This is a genomic window from Luteimonas sp. 9C, assembly GCF_902506295.1.
Taxonomy (GTDB): Bacteria; Pseudomonadota; Gammaproteobacteria; order Xanthomonadales; family Xanthomonadaceae; genus Luteimonas.
On record NZ_LR733312.1, the window covers coordinates 1,375,850 to 1,395,276 of the forward strand.

Below are 19,427 nucleotides of genomic sequence, written 5' to 3' on the forward strand. Positions count from 1 at the left end.
CATCGAGGACGTCGCTGTCGGGCTTACTGCGCGAGCGCGGCCTGCAACGCGGCGATCAGGCGCGTCGGCGCCTCACCGGTCGCGGCGACACCGCGCGGGTCGACCGCCGACACCACCGCGCCACCCTGCTGCGAAGCCACGCGCACCAGGAACTGGCTGCCCGCGTAGGACACATCGTAGGTGCCCAGCGCCTGCGAACGGCTGTTGACGGTGACACCGTCGGTTGCGGCCAGGGCCTCGCCGACCTGCGCGAATACCGCATCACGTGCACCGGTCGCGCTGAAGGAGACGTTCGAATCGGCCGGCACCGCAGCCGTGCCGGAGCGGGTCACCGACGTCGGCGCCTCCGGCAGCGCCATCGCGCCGGCGGTGCTGGGGCGGTCGAGATCCGGCGGGACTTCGAGCGGGCGGGTTTCCGGGCTCTGCGCGTACAGCGCATTGTCCTTCTTGAACCAGCGGCAGCCGCTGGTGCCCACGACTGCAACCGCGACGACGGCAATGGCGAGGACGCGCATGGAGGAACGGGGTGGACGCATCGTGGAATCTCCTGGGAAATCAGGCGGCGCGGGCGCGGCAGGACGTTTCGAGGTCTGCCGCGAGTCGCGTCGCATCGTCGGCCTGCGCATCATGCGCCCGGGCCAGTGTCGTCAGAGGCAGACGCAGGCCATGGCCGAAGCCCTGCCTGGCCAGCACCGCCTTGACGGGAATGGGATTGGGTTCGATGCCGCAGAACGCGTGCAGCGGCTGCAGGCGCGCGTCCCAGTCGTGCGCGGCCTCGACCTGACCGCTACGCGACAGATCGGCCAATCTGCGGAATGCAGCAGGCACCACGTTGGAGACGACCGAGATCACGCCGTCGGCGCCGGCGAGCATCGCGCGCGCGGCCGTCGGGTCGTCGCCGCTGAGCACGACGAAGTCGTCGCCCTGCAAAGCCAGCAGCGCCTGCATGCGCTCGACACCGCTGTGCGCTTCCTTGATGCCGACGATCCGCGGGTGCCGCGCCAGCTCGGCGACGGTCTCGGGCAGCAGGTCGGTCCCGGTGCGGCCGGGGACGTTGTAGAGCATCACCGGCAGACCGCCGGCGTCCGCCACCGCGCGGTAGTGCGCGAGCAGGCCTGCCTGCGTGGGACGCACGTAGGCCGGCACCACGACCAGGGCGATGTCCGCGCCGAGTTGCGCGAGCCGCTGCGTGGCTGCAATGGTCTTCGACGTCGCCGGCAGGCCGGTGCCGGCCAGTACGGGCACACGCCGGGCAGCCAGCTCGACCGCACTGCGGACCAGCCAGTCGTATTCATCGTCTTCCAGCGTAGCCGCCTCGCCCGTCGAGCCGGCGACCACTAGTCCCTGCGTGCCGGCGGCCAGCTGCCATTCGACCAGGCGTTTCCACGCCGCGCGGTCGAGTGCACCGGTGGCGTCGAAGGGCGTGGCGAGTGCGGTGATGCTGCCTGAAAGTCGCAAGATGGGAATCCGATGGCCGACCGCGGCACGGTCGCTGGGTGACGTCGAGGCCGGGAAACACGCGGTTTGGCCCGGAAAATGCTGGCCGATGTTACTTGCGGCCACGAAGCGCGGGCAAGTATGCTGACCAAAGCATCCGGCCGAGCCCGGACCGCCGTTCACCCTCCAGTCGCCATCGACCCTCGCGGTCGAACAGATTTCCCGCCGCGGACGCCCCCTTGACCGATACCGATACCGCTGCCCGGCCCTCGCCGAACGAGAATTACCTGCTGATCAACGCGTACACGACGCATCCGGCCTCGCCGCTGCTGTCGGTGTCGCGTCGCATCGCCGACAGCGGTTGCAACATGGTCGACACGCGCCTGTCGACCGTCGGCCGCGATGTCTCGGTCACGGCACTGGCGAACGGTCCGTGGGATGCGGTCGCCAAGCTCGAAGCGATGCTCACGCGCCTGGAGCGCGAGGAAGACCTGAAGCTGGTGTGGTACCGCACGGGCCCGAAGCCGATCCAGTCGAACCTGCTGCCCTACGTGGTGGAAGTGGTCGCGGCCGACAAGGCCGGTATCCTGTTCCAACTGGCCGACTTCTTCGACCGCCAGGGCATCACGATCGAAAGCCTGCACTCCTCGCGCTATCGCGCGATGCAGACCGGCGCCGACATGTTCTCGGCGCAGATCACGATCGGCATCCCGGCGAACATGCACATCGCCGCGCTGCGCGACGATTTCCTTGAGTTCTGCGACCACCTGAACCTCGACGCGATCATGGATCCGATGAAGTTCTGAGCCGATGCGCGCGGACGCTTGCGAAAGCAGGAACACACGCGCATTGTGATCACGACCGTCGCAATGGAACGCCCGTTCGAACGATGAGCGGAACACGCAAGAAGCTCGCGAAAGCCACCCTGCAGCTGCCACTGGCGCTGTCGGGCGGCGCGAAGGCCACGCTGGCCGACCACGCCGGACGCTGGCTCGCCCTCTACTTCTACCCGAAGGATTCAACGCCCGGCTGTACGACCGAGGGCCTGGATTTCAGCGCGCTGCTGCCGCAGTTCCAGGCGCTCGACGCCGACGTGCTCGGCGTCTCGCGCGACTCGGTGAAATCGCACGACAACTTCTGCGCCAAACAGGGATTCGCGTTTCCGCTGGTCAGCGACGCGGACGAAGCACTGTGTCGCGCGTTCGACGTGATCCGCGAGAAGAACATGTACGGCCGGACCGTGCTGGGCATCGAACGCAGCACGTTCCTGATCGATCCCGACGGCCGCATCGCGTCCGAATGGCGCAAGGTCCGCGTGCCCGGCCATGCGCAGGCGGTACTCGACGCACTCCAGGCTGCGCAGTCGCAGTGACGACCCTTTCCGAACGTGCATGCCGCCCTCCCGTTTCGCGGGTCGCGGCGGCGCGGTCGTGCGTGTGCGACACCCGCTCCACCTCCGTCATCCCTTCTCCAACACGGAACGCCGACTGACGATGATGACCAAAGGCAAGCGCGTCTACGTTCTCGACACCAACGTGCTCATGCACGATCCCACGGCGCTGTTCAAGTTCGAGGAGCACGATGTCTACCTGCCGATGCAGGTGATCGAGGAACTCGACAACGGCAAGAAGGGCACCAGCGAAGCCAGCCGCAACGCCCGGCAGGTCAGCCGCTTCCTCAACGAACTGATCGAGGCGGCGGGCAGCGACCAGATCGCGACGGGCCTGCCGTTGCTGCGGCCGCAGGGCCTGCAGCTGCGCGGCGCGCAGAGCGTCGGCAAGCTGCGGTTCCAGACCACGACACCGACCGAAGATCCGACCTCGTTCGGCGCCGCCGCGCCCGACAACCGGATCCTCGGGGCGATCCTCGACCTGGTCCGCACGGAGCCGGACTATCCGGTGGTCTTCGTCTCCAAGGACATCAACCTCCGGATCAAGGCCGCGATCGCCGGCATCCCGAACGAGGATTACGAGAACGACCGGGCGCTCGACGATTTCAGTCTGCTCTATACCGGCGCGACCGCGCTGCCGGCGGACTTCTGGACCATCCACGGCAAGGATCTGCGTTCGTGGACCGACAAGGGCCGCACGTACTACGACCTCGCCGTCTCGGAAGACGACGGCTGGTACGCCAACCAGTTCCTCTATTTGCCGGGCGACGAGGAATCCGAATTCCGCGTGACCCGGGTGGAAGAGGGCCGCGCGACGCTGCAGATCGTCGACGACTTCCGCCACAGCCAGCATGCGGTCTGGGGCATCAACGCGCGCAACCGCGAGCAGAATTTCGCGCTCAACGCGCTGATGGATCCGGAGGTCGACTTCGTCACCCTGCTCGGCACCGCCGGCACCGGCAAGACCCTGCTCGCGCTCGCCGCGGGACTGGCGCAGACGATGGACCAGCAGCGCTACCGCGAGATCATCATGACCCGCGCGACGGTGAGCGTCGGCGAGGACATCGGCTTCCTGCCCGGTACGGAAGAGGAAAAGATGACGCCCTGGATGGGCGCGCTGACCGACAACCTCGAAGTGCTGACCCACAACCAGGATGGCGGCAGCTGGGGCCGCGCGGCGACCAACGATCTGCTGGCTTCGCGCATCAAGATCCGCTCGATGAACTTCATGCGCGGGCGCACGTTCCTGTCGCGCTACCTCATCCTCGACGAGGCGCAGAACCTCACGCCCAAGCAGATGAAGACCCTGATCACCCGCGCCGGTCCCGGCACGAAGATCGTGTGCCTGGGCAACGTCGAGCAGATCGACACGCCCTACCTCACCGAGACGACGTCGGGTCTGACCTACGCGGTCGACCGCTTCAAGAACTGGGCGCACAGCGCGCACGTGACCTTGCGTCGGGGCGAGCGCTCGCGCCTGGCGGATTTCGCTTCCGAAGTCCTGTGAGACCCCGGCGGCCAACGGCGACGGCGCGCATCGCGCCGCGCCGTGACGCGATGCGCGGGCGGCATGTCCGCGTGTCGCGCGCGGACGCGCAATCCTGCGGCGGCGCGCCGCACACCCAACGCCCACGACCGCAGGCGCCCGCGCCGCGCAGCACGCCGGGGCACTGAGCCTGGGCATGCGGCTGCCGACGTGGGTCTGGATCGGCGCGGTCGCGCTCGCCTGCGTGGCCGGCATGGTCAACGTCATCGGCTATCTGGGATTCGAACATCAGGCGGTGAGCCATCTCACCGGCACCACCAGTCTGCTCGGCGCCGCCCTGGTTGCGCGGGACTGGCGCATCGTCCTGCATCTGGCAGCGGTGGTCGTCGCCTTCTGCGCGGGCGCGGCGGTCAGCGGTGTGATCCTGCAGGACGAGCGCCTGCGCCTGGGTCGGCGTTACGGCGTCACGCTGGCACTCGAGGCGGCGCTGCTGGCGGCAGCGGTGCCGTTGTTCCTGCGCACCCAGATCCACGGCGCACTCCTGGCGGCGATGGCCTGCGGCCTGCAGAACGCGATGGTGACGACCTACAGCGGTGCGCTGGTGCGCACCACGCATCTGAGCGGCATGTTCACCGACCTCGGTCTCGGTCTCGGCCATCTGATCCGGGGACGCGCGCTACCGGTCAGACGCCTGTCGCTCAGCGCACTCATCATCGGCGGCTTTCTCGGCGGCGGCATCGCCGGCGCCTGGCTCTACGGCGCGATCGGCTATCGGGCGCTGCTGGTCCCCGCGGCGCTGACCGGCGTGACGGGCATCGGCTACACCCTGTACCGGCACTGGCGCGGCGCACGCCCCGACGGCGCGCACTGAACCGCTGCGATGCACGGCGCCCGCAGGCACAATGCACGCATGTCGCACACGTCTGCACGCCCCCGCTCCGCACTGACCATCGCCGGCTCCGATTCCGGCGGTGGCGCCGGCATCCAGGCCGATCTGAAGACCTTCGCCGCGCACGGTGTGCATGGCCTGTCCGCGATCGCCGCGCTCACCGCACAGCACACCCGCGGCGTCACCGCGGTGCATGCGCCGCCGGTCGCATTCCTGCGCGCGCAGATCGATGCCTGCTTCGACGATTTCGACGTGTGCGGCGTCAAGATCGGCATGCTCGCGACCGCCGAGATCGTCGAAGCGGTTGCCGCTGCGTTGGCGCTGCATCCCGACGTGCCGGTGGTGCTGGACCCGGTGATGATCGCGACCTCCGGCGCCAAGCTGCTCGACGACGATGCCCTGGGCGCCTTGCGGGAGCGCTTGATCCCGCGCGCACACGTGCTGACACCGAACCTGCCGGAAGCCGAACTGCTGCTCGGTCGACGCATCGCGGCGGGCGCCGATGCCGACGTGGCGCTGGCCGCGCTGCGTGCACTCGGCGCGCAGGGCGTCCTGCTCAAGGGCGGCCATCTCGACGAAGGCGATGAGGTCATCGATCGCTACGCCGATGCCGCGACGGCCTTCGCGCACCGGGCCCCGCGGCTGGACATCGACGGCCACGGCACCGGCTGCACGCTGTCGTCGGCGATCGCGGCCCGCCTCGCGCTCGGCGATGAAGCGGCAGCTGCATGCCGCGCCGGCATCGACTACGTGCACCGCGCCATGCGCGATGCCTATCGACCGGGCCGCAGCGCGGTCAGCGTGCTCGGACACCTGGGTCCGATCGCATCGTGAGTACGGCGGCGACCCGCGTCGAGTCGCTCGACAGCGACGACGGCCATCGCGTCGAGCTGATCATCCGCGTCCCCGATGCGCCGACGCGCCGGGTGCTGTGGTTGCCGGCGATGGGCGTCCCCGCCCGGCATTACCTGCCCTTCGCCGACGCGCTGTCGGCGCGCGGTGTCGCGGTCGGCCTGCACGAATGGCGCGGTATCGGTTCGAGCAGCCTGCGCGCCGGCCGCGCGCACGACTGGGGGTATCAGGACCTGCTGGCCGACATCGCGCGCAGCGAAGCGGCGCTGGATGCCGCGGTGCCCGGCGCGATGCGCATCATCGGCGGACACAGCCTCGGCGGTCAGCTCGCCTGTTGCCATCTCGCGTTGCAGCCGGACGCGGCCGACGCGCTCTGGCTGGTCGCCAGCGGCGCGCCCTACTGGCGCGCGTTTCCGCGCCGTGTGCGCTACACGCTGCCGCCGCTGTATCGCTTCATGGACTGGCTCGCGCGCGCGCGCGGCGTATTGCCGGGCCGACGGCTCGGCTTCGCCGGCAACGAATCGCGCGGCGTGATCGCCGACTGGACGCGCAGCGGATTGCGCGGGCGTTACACGGCGCGTGGCCTCGACGTCGACATCGACGCGGCGATGGCGCGGGTCGAGGTGCCTGTGCGCGCAGCCTGGCTCGAGGACGACTGGCTCGGCCCCGCATCGTCACTGCGTTTCCTGCTCGGCAAACTCGGCAGCGCGGACGCCGCGACCACTGGATTCGATGCCGCGCGCCTGGGCGCGCAGGCCGACCATTTCGCCTGGATGCGCACACCGGACGCGATCGCCGCCTGGCTCGCCGACGCCTGAGCCTTCTGCAGGGGGCCGCTACACTGCGCCGATTGCCCAACGAGCGACTCCCTGCATGACCGCACCGCTGCCCGCACGCGACGACATCCGCATTGCCGTGATCGGCCTCGGCTACGTCGGTCTGCCGCTCGCGGTCGCGTTCGGCCGCCGCCATGCGACGCTGGGCTTCAACATCGATCGGACGCGCGTGGACGGCCTGCAGCACGGCGAGGACCACACCCGCGAACTGTCGCGCGACGAGCTGCGCGCGGCCGCGCAGCTGCCGCTACAGCGCAGACGCAGCCGAGCTCGCGAGCTGCAACGTGCACATCGTCACCGTGCCCACGCCGGTCGACGCCTACAAGCGGCCCGACCTGTCGGCACTGGAAGCATCGAGCCGTGCGGTCGGTGCAGCCTTGCAGCGCGGCGGCGTGGTGATCTTCGAGTCGACGGTCTACCCGGGCGCGACGGAAGAGATCTGCGTGCCGATCCTCGAGGCCGCATCCGGCCTTCGTTTCCTCGAGGATTTCCATGTCGGCTACAGCCCCGAACGCATCAATCCGGGCGACAAGCAGCACCGTCTGGAGAACACGCTGAAGGTCACGGCCGGCTCCAGTGACGCGGCGGCGGACTTCGTCGACGCGCTGTACCGCGACATCGTCGAGGCAGGCACGCACCGCGTGTCGAGCATCCGTGTCGCCGAGGCGGCCAAGGTCATCGAGAACACCCAGCGCGACGTCAACATCGCCCTGGTCAACGAACTCGCATTGATCTTCGACCGGCTCGGCATCGATACGCACGAGGTGCTGGAAGCGGCCGGGACGAAGTGGAACTTCCTGCCCTTCCGGCCGGGCCTCGTCGGCGGACACTGCATCGGCGTGGATCCGTATTACCTGACGCACAAGGCGCAGGAGATCGGCTACCACCCTGAAGTCATTCTGGCCGGGCGCCGCATCAACGACAGCATGGGCCTGCACGTCGCCCAGCGCGTGGTGAAGCTGATGCAGCAGCGCGGCATCCAGACCGCCGGCGCGCGCGTGCTGGTGCTGGGCCTGGCGTTCAAGGAAAACTGTCCGGACCTGCGCAATACGCGCGTCATCGATGTCGTGCGCGAGTTGCAGAGCTACAGCATCGAAGTGGATGTGCACGATCCGTGGGTCGCCGCGGCGTATGCACAGCACGAGTACGGCCTGACGCCGATCGCGATGCCGGAGTCCGCCGCCTACGACGCGGTCGTGCTCGCCGTCGCCCACACCCAGTTCCGCGAACTCGGTGCCGACGGTCTGCGTGCATTCGGCAAGCCGGGCGCGGTGCTGTTCGACGTCAAGGCGATCCTGCCCGCGGACGCGGTGGACGCGCGCCTGTAGCGCATCGCGTCGGCGCGCGGCGGCCGCCGCGGATCTGTTCCAGCTGCGGACGCATGGACCGGGCGCATTGCCTTGGCGGCAGCGGGTCGATTGCGTCAGTCCGCGTCGCAGCGCGACGCGTGTTACCACGACGTCCGATCGCAATCAGCCTCGCGGGCGCGCCGCACCGCGCGCCGGATTGAGGCACGCACGCCGGGCGCGCCCTCTTGCATCGCGTATGCGCAGGGCGCAGCGCTCGCGCCTCCACAAGATGCGGTGTTGTGCGAAGCCCGATCGGGCGACTCCGTGCAGGCCCTGCCATCGCAACCGGCATCAAAGGCACGCGTCGCCGCGCATGCGCTGCTACCGTTCTTGAGACAGCCCTGTTCAAACCATCGCCGGCATCGCGACGAAAAACACGCGCGCAACAAAAAAGCCAGCGATCGCTCGCTGGCCTCTTCGTTGTTCTGGTGCGCCCGGAAGGATTCGAACCTCCGACCCCCAAGTTCGTAGCCTGGTGCTCTATCCAACTGAGCTACGGGCGCCTTGAACAGAAGCGGAATTTTCTAGCAAAACGTTGGCTTCGTCAACCACTGGCAGGAATTTTTTCTGTTCGATTTCCGGAGAAATCAGATCGAATTCGAGCAGTGGCGGAGAGTGAGGGATTCGAACCCTCGATGGAGTTTTAAGCCCCATACTCCCTTAGCAGGGGAGCCCCTTCAGCCACTCGGGCAACTCTCCGAAGCAACACGTTCGACGCAAGCGCCGAACGCGGTGCGAAGGATAACGGCTCAGGGCGTCTGCGGCAAATCTTCTTGCACGACAGCGGCATCGTGTTCGCTGTGGATGCGCTGGTAGATCTCTTCGCGGTGCACGGCGACATCCTTGGGGGCGGTGATACCGATCCGCACCTGGTTGCCCTTGACGCCCAAAACGGTCACCGAGACCTGGTCACCAATCATCAGCGTCTCTCCGACGCGGCGGGTCAAAATCAACATGTCAATCTCCTGGAACCGGCGCGTTTCGACGCGCCGGCGTGGACTGTATTCGGACCGTTCTCGACCTTGGAAACCGATTACAGACCTCATTTAGGCCGTGAAGCATGTCCCCTGCCGCGCAGCCGGTCAACAACCCGGCGCGCGCGTTTAGCGCCCGCTTAGCCGAGACGTTCCGCCACCAACTGGCGCACTTCACCAAGCACGGCCAGCAACGCCGGTCCGTCCTCTCCGCCGCCCTGGGCCATGTCGGGCCGACCGCCTCCCTTGCCGCCTGTGCGGGCGGCGACATGCGACAGCAGTTCGCCCGCCTTGATGCGACCGGTGGCCGCCCCACCGACGCCGGCCACCAGGGCCGCCTTGCCGTCGCTGGCACCTGCAAGTACGACGACGACATCGACGAGCTGCTGCTTGAGGCGATCGACCGCATCACGCAAGGCCTTGGCATCGAGTCCTTCTAGACGCGCGGCAACGACCTTGATGCCGGCGACGTCGATCGCGGAGGCGCCGAGGTCCGCGGTCGCGCCGCTGGCCGCCTTGGCTTTCAGCGATTCGAGCTCGCGCTCCAGCTGCTTCTGCCGGTCGAGCAATGCGCGCAGGCGCTCGCCGACTTCGCCGGCGGTACCGCCGAGCAGGCCGGCCGCGTGACGCATGCGCTCTTCATCGCTGCGCACGTGGTCGAGCGCGGCTTGACCGGTCAGTGCTTCGATACGGCGCACGCCGGACGACACGCCACCTTCCGTGACGAGCTTGAACAGACCGATGCGGCCGGTGCGGTCGACATGCGTGCCGCCGCACAGCTCCACCGATTCGCCCATCGTCACCACGCGGACGCGCTCGCCGTATTTCTCGCCGAACAACGCCATCGCGCCGGAATCGAGCGCGGCCTGCATGTCCATCTGCTCGATGCTGACCGGATGATTGGCACGCACTTCGACATTGACCCGGCGTTCGATCTCGGCGAGTTCGTCGGCCGTCACCGGCTGGAAGTGCGAAAAGTCGAAACGCAGGCGTTCGGGCGCGACCAGCGAGCCCTTCTGCGCGACGTGGGTGCCGAGCAGATCGCGCAGCGCGCCGTGCAGCAGGTGCGTCGCGCTGTGGTTGAGCACGATGGTGCCGCGGCGCGCGCTGTCGATCGCGCCACGCACACGGTCACCGCGCCGCAGCGTGCCCGAGATCAGACGCCCGACATGACCGTGGAACTGGCCCGCGAACTTCTGCGTGTCCTCGACTTCGAAACGCACACCGTCGGCTTCGAGCACACCGGTATCGCCGACCTGCCCGCCCGACTCGCCGTAGAACGGGGTGCGATCGAGGATCACGACGACCTCGTCGCCGGCCGAGGCGGACTCGACCGGACGGCCACCCACCAGCAGTGCGACGACCTGCAGGTCACCGGCTTCATGCTGGTCGTCGCCGACAAACACGGTCGGCGTCAGCTGGGCGACGAGGTCGGCCGACAGCCCCGCGCTCGAGGTGAACTTGCCTGCGGCGCGCGCGGTCTCGCGCTGGCGCTGCATGGCGGCGTCGAAGCCCGGCATGTCGACCTCGAGACCGCGCTCGCGCGCGATGTCCTGGGTGAGATCGAGCGGGAAGCCATAGGTGTCGTAGAGACGGAACGCATCCTCGCCGGGAATCGCACCGTTGCTGCGCGAGGCGACGTCATCGAAGATCCGCATGCCGGCGTCCAGCGTTTCGGCAAAGCGTTCTTCTTCCGCCTTGAGCGCGCGCTCGACCAGTTCGCGCTTTTCGCGCAGCTCCGGATACGCATCGCCCATCACGTCGTCGAGCGTGCCGACCATCGCACTGAAGAACGGCTGGCGCACGCCGAGCATCCAACCGTGGCGCAGCGCGCGGCGGATGATCCGGCGCAGTACGTAACCGCGGCCTTCATTCGACGGCAGCACACCGTCGACGATCAGGAAGCTGCAGGCGCGGATGTGATCGGCGATCACGCGCAGCGACTTGTTCTCCAGATCCTGCGTGCCGGTGAGCTCGCCGGCCTTGCGGATCAAGGCCTGGAACAGGTCGATCTCGTAGTTGCTGTGCACGCCCTGCAGGATCGCGGCAAGGCGCTCCAGGCCCATGCCGGTGTCGACGCACGGTGCAGGCAGCGGCACCAGCGTGCCGTCGGACTGCTTGTCGAACTGCATGAAAACCAGGTTCCATATCTCGATGAAACGGTCGCCGTCCTCGTCGGGCGAGCCCGGCGGGCCACCGAAGTGCGCGGGTCCGTGGTCGTAGAAGATCTCGGTGCAGGGGCCACAGGGGCCGGTGTCGGCCATCTGCCAGAAATTGTCGGAGGCGAACGGCGCACCCTTGTTGTCGCCGATGCGGACGATGCGGTCTTCGGGAATGCCGACCATGTCACGCCACAGCGCGTAGGCCTCGTCGTCGGTCTGGTAGACCGTGACCAGCAGGCGCTCGGCGGGCAGCTTCCAGACCTGCGTGAGCAGTTTCCAGGCCCAGGCGATGGCGTCCTGCTTGAAGTAGTCGCCGAACGACCAGTTGCCGAGCATCTCGAAGAAAGTGTGGTGACGCGCGGTGTAGCCGACGACGTCGAGATCGTTGTGCTTGCCGCCCGCGCGCAGGCAGCGCTGGACGTCGGCCGCGCGCACGTAGCTGCGCTTCTCGGCGCCGAGGAACACGTCCTTGAACTGCACCATGCCGGAGTTGGTGAACAGCAGCGTGGGATCGTTGCCGGGCACCAGCGGCGCCGACGGGACGATGGTGTGGCCCTTGCCCTTGAAGAACTCGAGGAAGTCGCTGCGGATCTGGGCGGTGCTGGTGGGGGTCTGCGTGGTCATGGGCCTGGCGTGACGGTCGTGCTGGAGGGAATGGGCATCCCCGGCAGCCGTGCGCGTCCGCCATCTAGACGGGTGCAGGTCCGGAGCAGTGCCCACAGCCGCAAAGGGTAGCAGGCCGTCCGGGGGCTACGCGCCCCGCCGCTTCGGCACCCGATGCCGCAGCGTCTCGCAGTGACTCAGCCGTTCCGCCCATCCCGCAAAGCGCGCACCGCGCCATAGGCGGTCTCGCCATCGAATCCACGGCGCAGCAGGAAATCCACGGCCTTGCGCCGCAGTGCCGGATCGTCTTCGAACGCGGCCACATCGTAACGGCGCTCGAGCAGATCACGCGCGCGTTGTGGCCAATCGGCCTCCCCGTCGGCGGCCAGTGATTCGAAGGCGGCGGCAATCTTGCCGGCATCGAGCCGATGCGTCGCCAGTTCGGCCTCGATCCGCAGCGGGCCGTGGCCGCCCGTGGCGCGGCTTCGGGCGAGGCTCGCGGCGAAGCGGCCGTCGTCCTGCCAGCCGGCCGCGCGCATGCGTTCGACGGCGTCGGCGGCGGATTCGGGCTCGATGCCGCGCGCCGCGAGCTTGCGAAGCAGTTCGGGCTGGGAATGCTCACGCCGTACCAGCAACGACAACGCCCGCTGGGCGGGCGTCAGTTCGCGGCGTTTCTTGCGCCTGCCTGCGGCAGGCGGGTCACCTTCGGCGGTCGCGCCAGACCCGACTGCGTCGAAGGCATCCACGGACCCGCCAGCCGGCAGGTCCGTGTCATGCGATTCGCGGCCGCCGGGCAAGCCCGACGCGACCGGCTCAGTCGTCGTCGTTTTCTTCATTGCCCGCCGCTGCGGCCGCCAGCACGGCTGCCGGCAGCAGCTTCTCGCGGATGCCCGCCTCGATGCGCGCGGCCACTTCCGGGTTGTCCTTGAGGTACTGGCGGGCATTTTCCTTGCCCTGCCCGATCCGCTCGTCGCCTGCGCTGTACCAGGCGCCTGCCTTCTCGACCAGCTTGGCCTCGACACCCATGTCGATCAGTTCGCCTTCGCGGCTGATGCCCTCGCCGTAGAGGATCTCGGTGATGACCTGCTTGAACGGGGGCGCCATCTTGTTCTTGACGACCTTGATGCGGGTCTGGTTGCCGATGATCTCGTCGCCCTTCTTGATCGCGCCGATGCGGCGGATGTCGAGGCGGACCGAGGCATAGAACTTCAACGCGTTGCCGCCGGTCGTGGTCTCAGGGCTCTGGCCCGGCATCATGATGCCGATCTTCATGCGCAGCTGGTTGATGAAGAACACCATGCAATTGCTGCGCTTGATGTTGCCGGTCAGCTTGCGCAGTGCCTGGCTCATCAGACGGGCCTGCAGGCCCGGCAGCTGGTCGCCCATCTCGCCTTCGATTTCGGCGCGCGGGGTCAGCGCGGCGACGGAGTCGACGACCACCATGTCCACCGAATTCGAGCGCACCAGCATGTCGGCGATCTCGAGCGCCTGCTCGCCGGTGTCGGGCTGCGAGACCAGCAGGTCTTCGACATTGACACCGAGCTTGGCCGCGTACGTGGGATCGAGTGCGTGCTCGGCGTCGATGAAGGCGGCGACGCCGCCCATCTTCTGGCACTGCGCGATCGTCTGCAGGGTCAGCGTAGTCTTGCCGGACGACTCGGGGCCGTAGACCTCGATGACACGGCCGCGCGGCAGGCCGCCGATGCCGAGCGCGAGATCGAGCTGCAGCGAACCGGTCGGGATCACCGGGACCACTTCCGACACGCGGTCGCCCATGCGGATCACCGAGCCCTTGCCGAACTGCTTCTCGATCTGGCTCAGGGCTGCGGAGAGCGCGCGCTTCTTGTTCTCGTCCATCGTGGTGGTCCTCGTCATTCGTGTTCCGGTCTGGTGGAAGCATCCTCGCAGTCGCAGGTCGCACAGCTTGCGACGCTGCCGGGAGGACACAAAATTAAGTGGCGGTGTGGCGGCCGGTCAGCGGCGCGCGGCGCGGATGACGGTCGGGGAACACCGCGCGCGCCATGCGCACAAGCGGCCGCGCGCTCAACGGTTGGGCCTGACCAGGCCGCAGTACAGGCCCTCGATCGCGAAGTCCTGGTCGGGCAATACCTCGATGGGCGCGTAGTCCGGATTGCGCGGCATCAGGCGGATACGGTCCTTGCCGATCTTCAACAGCTTGACCGTGATCGCGTCGTCGACACGGGCGACGACGATCTGCCCCGAGCGCGCATCGCGGGTGCGGTGCACGCCGATCAGATCACCTTCGAAGATGCCCTCGTCGCGCATCGAGTCGCCCTTGACCTTGAGCAGGTAGTCGGGCGACGGCGAGAACAGCACGCGGTCGAGCACCAGGTAGTCGTCCGAGCCGATGTCCGCGCCAATGGGCGCACCGGCGGCGACCTGCCCGAGCACCGGCAGACGCAGCGCATCGCCGGGTGTCGCGCCCAGGGTCAGCGCGTGCTGCGCCTGCTGCACCGGCACCAGCACGCGGATACCGCGCGCCCGGCCCGGCACCCGCTCGATGGCACCGGCGGCTTCGAGCGCATCGAGGTGGTACTGCGCGGCGCGCACGCCGCTGAAACCGAATGCGCGGGCGATCTCGGTCTGCGAAGGCGGCATGCCTTCGGCGGCGATGCGCTCGCCGATCATTTCGAGAATCGCGTGCTGGGTCTGGGTCAGGTCCATGGTGAGTAGTATTACTACTAACGCATGGACTGCGCAAGCCGGAAGGCGTTCCGGCAGGCGCGTGCGGTCAGCCGGTCATTCCGGAATGGCGAGATGCGTACTGTCCAGCGCCTTGCCCGCGCCGCGCGGAGTCGTGGCGATTGCCGCGTCCACCGGCAACGCGGCCTCGCCATCCAGGTGCGCATCCACGCGGTCGAGCGCGGCGTAGACGTACGGCAGCAGTGGCACATAACGCGCGGCATAGTCCGGCAGGCCGAGGAATCCGTCGAAGTGCTGCGCATTCGCAACCTGCCACAGGCGCACGTCGCGCCCGGCCGCCTGCGCCCATCCGACATACGGCGTGCTGGTGAAGGCCATCGGGATCAGGCCGTCATCGGCGCCATGGACCACGACCACCGGCAGACCCGCGCGCGGCAGACCGGCCCGGGTTTCGGCGATACCGGCCTGCACGCGGCGCGCGGCCGCATCGTCGCCGTCGTTGAGCGCCCGCAGGCACTGCAGGCCCGGCAGCAGCGGATCGCCGCCGGCCATGCGCGTGTCCACGAGCCCGACGCCGGCGCCGGGCGGAATGCCGCTGCCGTCGCTCCACCAGGCCGCACGTTCGGTTGCGGTCGCCGGACGCGGACTGCCGTCCGGGCCTTGCGCCGCGTAGCGGTATCCGCAGGGATGCGCGTCCGCGTTGAAGCGGCCATAGGCGGATGCATAGGTCGTGGCGATCGCGCGCCACAGATCGAAGCCCGCCGACAGGGCACCCGCGCGCAGCGCGCCATCGGTCCAGCCGTGCGTGCGCAGGGTGTCCAGGGCGGACCGCGACTGCGCCGCGGTGTCGTTGCCTTCGACCAGACCGGCCGCGCGCAGCGAGGCGCAGCGCGCGGTCCACAGCGGTGCGACCTGTGCGGTCAACGGCGGCTGCGGCAGGTTGTCGACGGCGAGCAGCGCGCACGGCATCAGCAACGCGGCTTCGGTGGTGTAGTCGTAGAGCGAACGCGCGCCCGGTGCATCGACGTGGATGCTGGGTTCGCCGGCGACCACGGCATCGAGCCAGTCGCCTTCGAGTTCCGCCGCGCGCAGCACCGCGCCGCCGCCATTGGAGATGCCGACCGCGATGACGCGGGTGCTGTCGAAATCGAACGGCGCGTCATCGGGATAGGCCTCGCCGAGCGCCTGCAGCGCGAACTCGGCAGCCTGGCGCACGTGGCGGCCCCAGTCGGCCTCGGGGTTGTCGCCCGAATGCGCGTGCTTGAACGCGACGCCCTGCTCCGCGTCCTCCGGCTCGAATACGGCTTGTGCGCGATCAGCGGACGGCGTGCCGTCGGCCGCAATGCCGATGCCCGCATCGGCATCGAAGTAGTCGGTGCCTGCGCCCTTGTCGGTGTAGGCAACGGCGCAGCCCTTCGGCAGACCCCAGGCGCCGGCGACGGCGATCGCGCCATAGATGCCGCGCGAGCCGGACGACGCGGTGACCACGATGCAGCGACGCGTGCGGTCGAAGCCGTCGGGCACCTGCACCAGCACGCGATGCGGCTGCGAGGCGCCGGGGACGGTGGCCAGCGCGTGGAATTCGCGGCCCGGTACGGACGCGAGACTGCCGTAGAGCGTGCCGTAGCCGCCGCCCGGCGCGAGGTCGGCGATGCCACGCCAGTTCGCCCACAACGCGCGACGACGCGCTTCGGCGGCGAGCGGACGCTCGGGGTCGGCGAAGGTCGGCGGCGTCATCGCCTGCAGGCCGGCCAGACCGAGCCCTGCGGTCAGCAGATCGTCATCGCCGCGATGGAGGCTGGTGCGCTGGGCGCTGAACATCGTGGCGTCGTCTCCGCGCATCGAGGCAGGATCGCTGCGCGTCGCATTGCCGGCACAGGCGGCGAGCGAGAGCGCGAGGGTGGCGAGGCACAGCGGCCGGAGCATGCGGGTCTTGGTCATGTAGGCACCGTAGCAGCGCGCTCGCCATGGACCATCGTACTTTGGTACCAGCCGCGCGACCGCTCCGGCCTTGCTAGTGTGGCGACCGGATCCGAATGCGGGATTCGACGCCAGCGTTCGCTGCCACTCTCCGCCGAATCCCCGATTCCGAATCCCCAACACCGGCCCCCGATGCCCAAGCTGCTGATCGCCGACGACCACCCGCTCTTCCGCGCCGCGCTGCGCGGCGCGGCGGCCGATGCGGCGCCCAACGTCAGCACGCGCGAAGCCGAAACGCTCGACGGCGTGCTCGAAGCGCTGGAGCGGGAGGACGACATTGATCTCGTGCTGCTGGACCTGCACATGCCCGGCAACCACGGGCTGGCCGGACTGGCGGCGATCCGCGCGCAGTTCCCGGCGGTCGCCGTGGTGCTGGTGTCGGCGAACGAGGACCCGCTGGTGGTGCGCCGGGCACTCGATCACGGCGTGGCCGGCTACATCCCCAAGAGCGCCGGCCTCGACGAATTGCGCGAGGCGATCCGCACGGTGCTCGACTGCGCGCAATGGCTGCCGCCCGCATTGCGTGGCGCGGTGGCGCGCGCGCAATCGGCGCCCGAGGACATGGACCTCGCCGCGCGGCTGGCCAGCCTGACCCCGCAGCAGTTCCGGGTGTTGCGTCTGGTCGCCGAAGGCCTGCTCAACAAACAGATCGCCGATCGACTCGATGTGCAGGAACGCACGATCAAGGCGCACATGTCGGCGATCTTCGAAAAGCTGGGCGCGCGCAACCGCACCCATGCCGGGGTGATCCTGCGCGGGCTGGAGATCAGCGATCCCGCGCAGCGTGTCGCCGGCTGAGCGCGATCAGTCGTTGCGCCGCACCGGCGGATTGATCCACTGCACCTGCAGACCACGGCGCTGCGCTTCGCGGTTCACCCGCGCGACGTAGTCGTCGTCAGTCGAGATGCGCGGTGGATCGATGGCGCGCAGGCGCGGCGCATCGGCCGGTGCGCCGGCCATGGGAGGCGAGGTGCTGGCGCAGGCCGCCAGCACGCAGGCGGACAACGCGACGGTGACCCGGAGGCAGGACGGCATGGTCGTACTCCGCGGCGACTGGCTCGGACGCAGGTCCGCCGCCGTTACGCACCTGCCCCTGCGCTATACACCCGTCGCGCCGGCGCCGATCAACCGCCGGTCGGCGCGTCCGGGACAGGCCGACGGGCGGCGTTGCCGATGGTGCCGAGTTCGGCGAGCACTGCGGTGGCATAGCAACCGGCCGGCAACACGAATGCCAGTTGCAGGCGGTCCGCCGACGGCCAGGTCCATTCCAGACCGCCGGGACGCAGACGGGTCGCGCGACGCTCCTGCGACAGACCGGCGGTCTCCAGTCCGTCGCGCAACGCGAGCGCCTGCGCATCCGCCAGCGCCGCGGTCTCGCGGGCGAGCGCGAGGCCGGTGCTCCGCAGCGGTCCGCGGCCCCACAGGGGCGCAGTGGGATGGATGTCGTGCGCGGCGGTGCGCGCGGCGAGCTCGGTGTTGGCCGGTTCGGGTCCGAACACGCTGCGGCTGCCGTCGAGCATCCACACCTCGCCGTCGAGTCCGGTGTCCCAGTCGCCGGCGTCCACCCGCGCCGCCAGCACGCGGTTGAACAGCGCAGAGCGTGCGGCCGACAGCAGCATGGCGCGCTGCTCCCGGTCCATGCGTCGACGCGGCGCGGCGAACATGCGCAGCGCCTTGTCGATGTTGCCGCCGTCGTGGCCGAAGCGCTGTTCGCCGAAATAGTTGGGGACACCGCAAGCCGCGATCGTTTCGAGGCGCGCGTCGATCGCGGCGGCATCGCCAACGACATCGCGCAAGGTCAGGACGAAGCGGTTGCCCGCCAGCGCGCCGCGCGGCAGTTTCCTCGAATGCCGCGCCTGCGCCAGGACGCGCAGCGACTGGCCGTGACCGCTGGCCAGCGCTTCGAGCGCGGCGATGTCCGGGGCGTCGCGACCGGGCAGCTGCACGCTGAAGCGCTGCGTGGTGAGCGCGTGGCGATCCTTGAGTCCCGCGTAGCCGACCGCGCGACCGTCGACATCCGCCCACTGCGCGAGCAACCGCGCGACGAACGCGGTGTTCATGCCGGTCTTCTCGATCGTCAGCAACAGATGCTCGCCCGCGCCGCTGGCCTCGAAGCCGTCGATCTCGTCGACGCGGAAATCCGACGGATGCTGGCGGATCTTCGCCGACAGGACCGGCGCACCATGCGCGGTCGGCGTCCCGGCCGCCAGCGCGGCGCCGTCGTCCGGCTCAGCCGCCATCGCGCACCAGCAGACACACCGCCTGCGCGGCGATGCCCTCGCCCCGTCCGGTGAAGCCCAGCCGTTCGCTGGTCGTGGCCTTGACCGAGATGCAGTCGAGGGCGATGCCCAGATCCTCGGACACGGTCGCGCGCATCGCGTGCGCATGCGGACCGATCTTCGGCCGTTCGCAGATCACGGTGACGTCTGCGTTGCCGACGCGCCAGCCACGCTCGGCGAGCAGGCTGTTGCAGTGCCGCAGCAGCGCACGACTGTCGGCGCCCTTCCAGCGGTCGTCGGACGGCGGGAAATGCACGCCGATGTCGCCGAGCGCAAGCGCCCCGAGCATCGCGTCGCACAGTGCATGCAGCGCGACGTCGCCGTCGCTGTGCGCAAGCACGCCGCGCTCGAACGGAATGCGGACGCCGCCGACCATCACGTGGTCGCCGTCGCCGAAGGCGTGGACGTCGAAGCCCTGGCCGATGCGGAAATCAGGCGTGGCGGTCATGCGGCGGACCCTGCAGGAAAACGGGACGGCAGCTTGCCATGGATCGGGATGCGGGCAAGTCGGAAGGGCGGTACGGCG

Annotated in this window: 18 protein-coding genes, 2 tRNA genes and 1 pseudogene; 8 read left to right on the forward strand and 13 right to left on the reverse strand. The window is 69.0% G+C overall.

All coding sequences use genetic code 11. The features are described 5' to 3' along the window. Positions 1-23: 23 nt before the first annotated feature. Positions 24-536, reverse strand: coding sequence for a hypothetical protein (locus tag CURTO8I2_RS06155; protein ID WP_159679570.1), 513 nt, complete (start codon positions 534-536; stop codon positions 24-26). A 19-nt stretch (positions 537-555) separates the two neighbouring features. Next, the gene (dapA, locus tag CURTO8I2_RS06160; protein ID WP_159679572.1) at positions 556-1,458 is read right to left on the reverse strand and encodes a 4-hydroxy-tetrahydrodipicolinate synthase; all 903 of its coding nucleotides are present in this window, start codon (positions 1,456-1,458) and stop codon (positions 556-558) included. Between the two features lie 218 nt (positions 1,459-1,676). Here dapA and CURTO8I2_RS06165 point away from each other — a divergent pair, with 218 nt between their 5' ends. From CURTO8I2_RS06165 to CURTO8I2_RS06195, 7 genes and pseudogenes are all read left to right on the forward strand, one after another. Continuing rightward, positions 1,677-2,243: a glycine cleavage system protein R gene (locus CURTO8I2_RS06165; RefSeq protein ID WP_236551012.1), complete on the forward strand. Its 567-nt coding sequence runs from the start codon at positions 1,677-1,679 to the stop codon at positions 2,241-2,243. An 83-nt stretch (positions 2,244-2,326) separates the two neighbouring features. Continuing rightward, on the forward strand, positions 2,327-2,809 hold the full coding sequence (locus CURTO8I2_RS06170; protein ID WP_159679574.1) for a peroxiredoxin: 483 nt from the start codon (positions 2,327-2,329) through the stop codon (positions 2,807-2,809). A 124-nt stretch (positions 2,810-2,933) separates the two neighbouring features. Beyond that, positions 2,934-4,334, forward strand: coding sequence for a PhoH family protein (locus tag CURTO8I2_RS06175; RefSeq protein ID WP_159679576.1), 1,401 nt, complete (start codon positions 2,934-2,936; stop codon positions 4,332-4,334). Between the two features lie 169 nt (positions 4,335-4,503). Further along, complete coding sequence (locus CURTO8I2_RS06180; RefSeq protein WP_159681573.1) at positions 4,504-5,184, forward strand: YoaK family protein; 681 nt, start codon at positions 4,504-4,506, stop codon at positions 5,182-5,184. Positions 5,185-5,223: 39 nt separating this feature from the next. Next, positions 5,224-6,036, forward strand: a complete 813-nt coding sequence (gene thiD / locus CURTO8I2_RS06185; protein ID WP_159679578.1) for a bifunctional hydroxymethylpyrimidine kinase/phosphomethylpyrimidine kinase — start codon at positions 5,224-5,226, stop codon at positions 6,034-6,036. Further along, entirely contained in the window at positions 6,033-6,872 is an 840-nt protein-coding gene (locus CURTO8I2_RS06190; protein WP_236551013.1) for an alpha/beta hydrolase, read from the forward strand. The genes thiD and CURTO8I2_RS06190 overlap by 4 nt, the downstream gene beginning before the upstream one ends. Before the next feature lie 55 nt (positions 6,873-6,927). Further along, a pseudogene (locus CURTO8I2_RS06195) lies at positions 6,928-8,218 on the forward strand (nucleotide sugar dehydrogenase). Between the two features lie 447 nt (positions 8,219-8,665). On the opposite strand, the gene CURTO8I2_RS06200 reads toward CURTO8I2_RS06195, so the two are convergent. From CURTO8I2_RS06200 to CURTO8I2_RS06235, 8 genes are all read right to left on the reverse strand, one after another. Further along, a tRNA-Arg gene (locus CURTO8I2_RS06200) sits at positions 8,666-8,742 on the reverse strand. Between the two features lie 103 nt (positions 8,743-8,845). Further along, a tRNA-Ser gene (locus CURTO8I2_RS06205) sits at positions 8,846-8,938 on the reverse strand. Positions 8,939-8,988: 50 nt separating this feature from the next. Beyond that, positions 8,989-9,195 carry a carbon storage regulator CsrA gene (gene csrA / locus CURTO8I2_RS06210; RefSeq protein ID WP_159679581.1) on the reverse strand — a complete coding sequence of 69 codons (207 nt, stop codon included), beginning with the start codon at positions 9,193-9,195 and terminating at the stop codon, positions 8,989-8,991. 158 nt (positions 9,196-9,353) lie between these two features. Continuing rightward, positions 9,354-11,999 (reverse strand): alanine--tRNA ligase, encoded by a 2,646-nt coding sequence (gene alaS / locus CURTO8I2_RS06215; protein ID WP_159679583.1) that lies wholly within the window; start codon positions 11,997-11,999, stop codon positions 9,354-9,356. Between the two features lie 176 nt (positions 12,000-12,175). Continuing rightward, positions 12,176-12,814 (reverse strand): regulatory protein RecX, encoded by a 639-nt coding sequence (locus tag CURTO8I2_RS06220; protein WP_159679585.1) that lies wholly within the window; start codon positions 12,812-12,814, stop codon positions 12,176-12,178. Next, positions 12,792-13,835 carry a recombinase RecA gene (gene recA / locus CURTO8I2_RS06225; protein WP_159681574.1) on the reverse strand — a complete coding sequence of 348 codons (1,044 nt, stop codon included), beginning with the start codon at positions 13,833-13,835 and terminating at the stop codon, positions 12,792-12,794. The genes CURTO8I2_RS06220 and recA overlap by 23 nt, the downstream gene beginning before the upstream one ends. A 186-nt stretch (positions 13,836-14,021) precedes the next feature. Then, on the reverse strand, positions 14,022-14,663 hold the full coding sequence (lexA, locus tag CURTO8I2_RS06230) for a transcriptional repressor LexA (protein ID WP_159679587.1): 642 nt from the start codon (positions 14,661-14,663) through the stop codon (positions 14,022-14,024). A gap of 75 nt (positions 14,664-14,738) precedes the next feature. Continuing rightward, complete coding sequence (locus CURTO8I2_RS06235; protein ID WP_236551014.1) at positions 14,739-16,583, reverse strand: D-(-)-3-hydroxybutyrate oligomer hydrolase; 1,845 nt, start codon at positions 16,581-16,583, stop codon at positions 14,739-14,741. Positions 16,584-16,754: 171 nt separating this feature from the next. On the opposite strand from CURTO8I2_RS06235, the gene CURTO8I2_RS06240 reads away from it, so the two are divergent. Continuing rightward, entirely contained in the window at positions 16,755-17,420 is a 666-nt protein-coding gene (locus tag CURTO8I2_RS06240) for a response regulator transcription factor (protein ID WP_159679589.1), read from the forward strand. 6 nt (positions 17,421-17,426) lie between these two features. Here CURTO8I2_RS06240 and CURTO8I2_RS06245 read toward each other — a convergent pair whose 3' ends face one another. From CURTO8I2_RS06245 to ispF, 3 genes are all read right to left on the reverse strand, one after another. Beyond that, positions 17,427-17,657 (reverse strand): hypothetical protein, encoded by a 231-nt coding sequence (locus CURTO8I2_RS06245; protein WP_159679591.1) that lies wholly within the window; start codon positions 17,655-17,657, stop codon positions 17,427-17,429. A gap of 89 nt (positions 17,658-17,746) precedes the next feature. Next, positions 17,747-18,862 carry a tRNA pseudouridine(13) synthase TruD gene (truD, locus tag CURTO8I2_RS06250; RefSeq protein ID WP_159679593.1) on the reverse strand — a complete coding sequence of 372 codons (1,116 nt, stop codon included), beginning with the start codon at positions 18,860-18,862 and terminating at the stop codon, positions 17,747-17,749. Continuing rightward, on the reverse strand, positions 18,852-19,349 hold the full coding sequence (gene ispF, locus CURTO8I2_RS06255; protein ID WP_159679595.1) for a 2-C-methyl-D-erythritol 2,4-cyclodiphosphate synthase: 498 nt from the start codon (positions 19,347-19,349) through the stop codon (positions 18,852-18,854). Before ispF ends, truD begins: the two co-directional genes overlap by 11 nt. Positions 19,350-19,427: the final 78 nt, after the last annotated feature.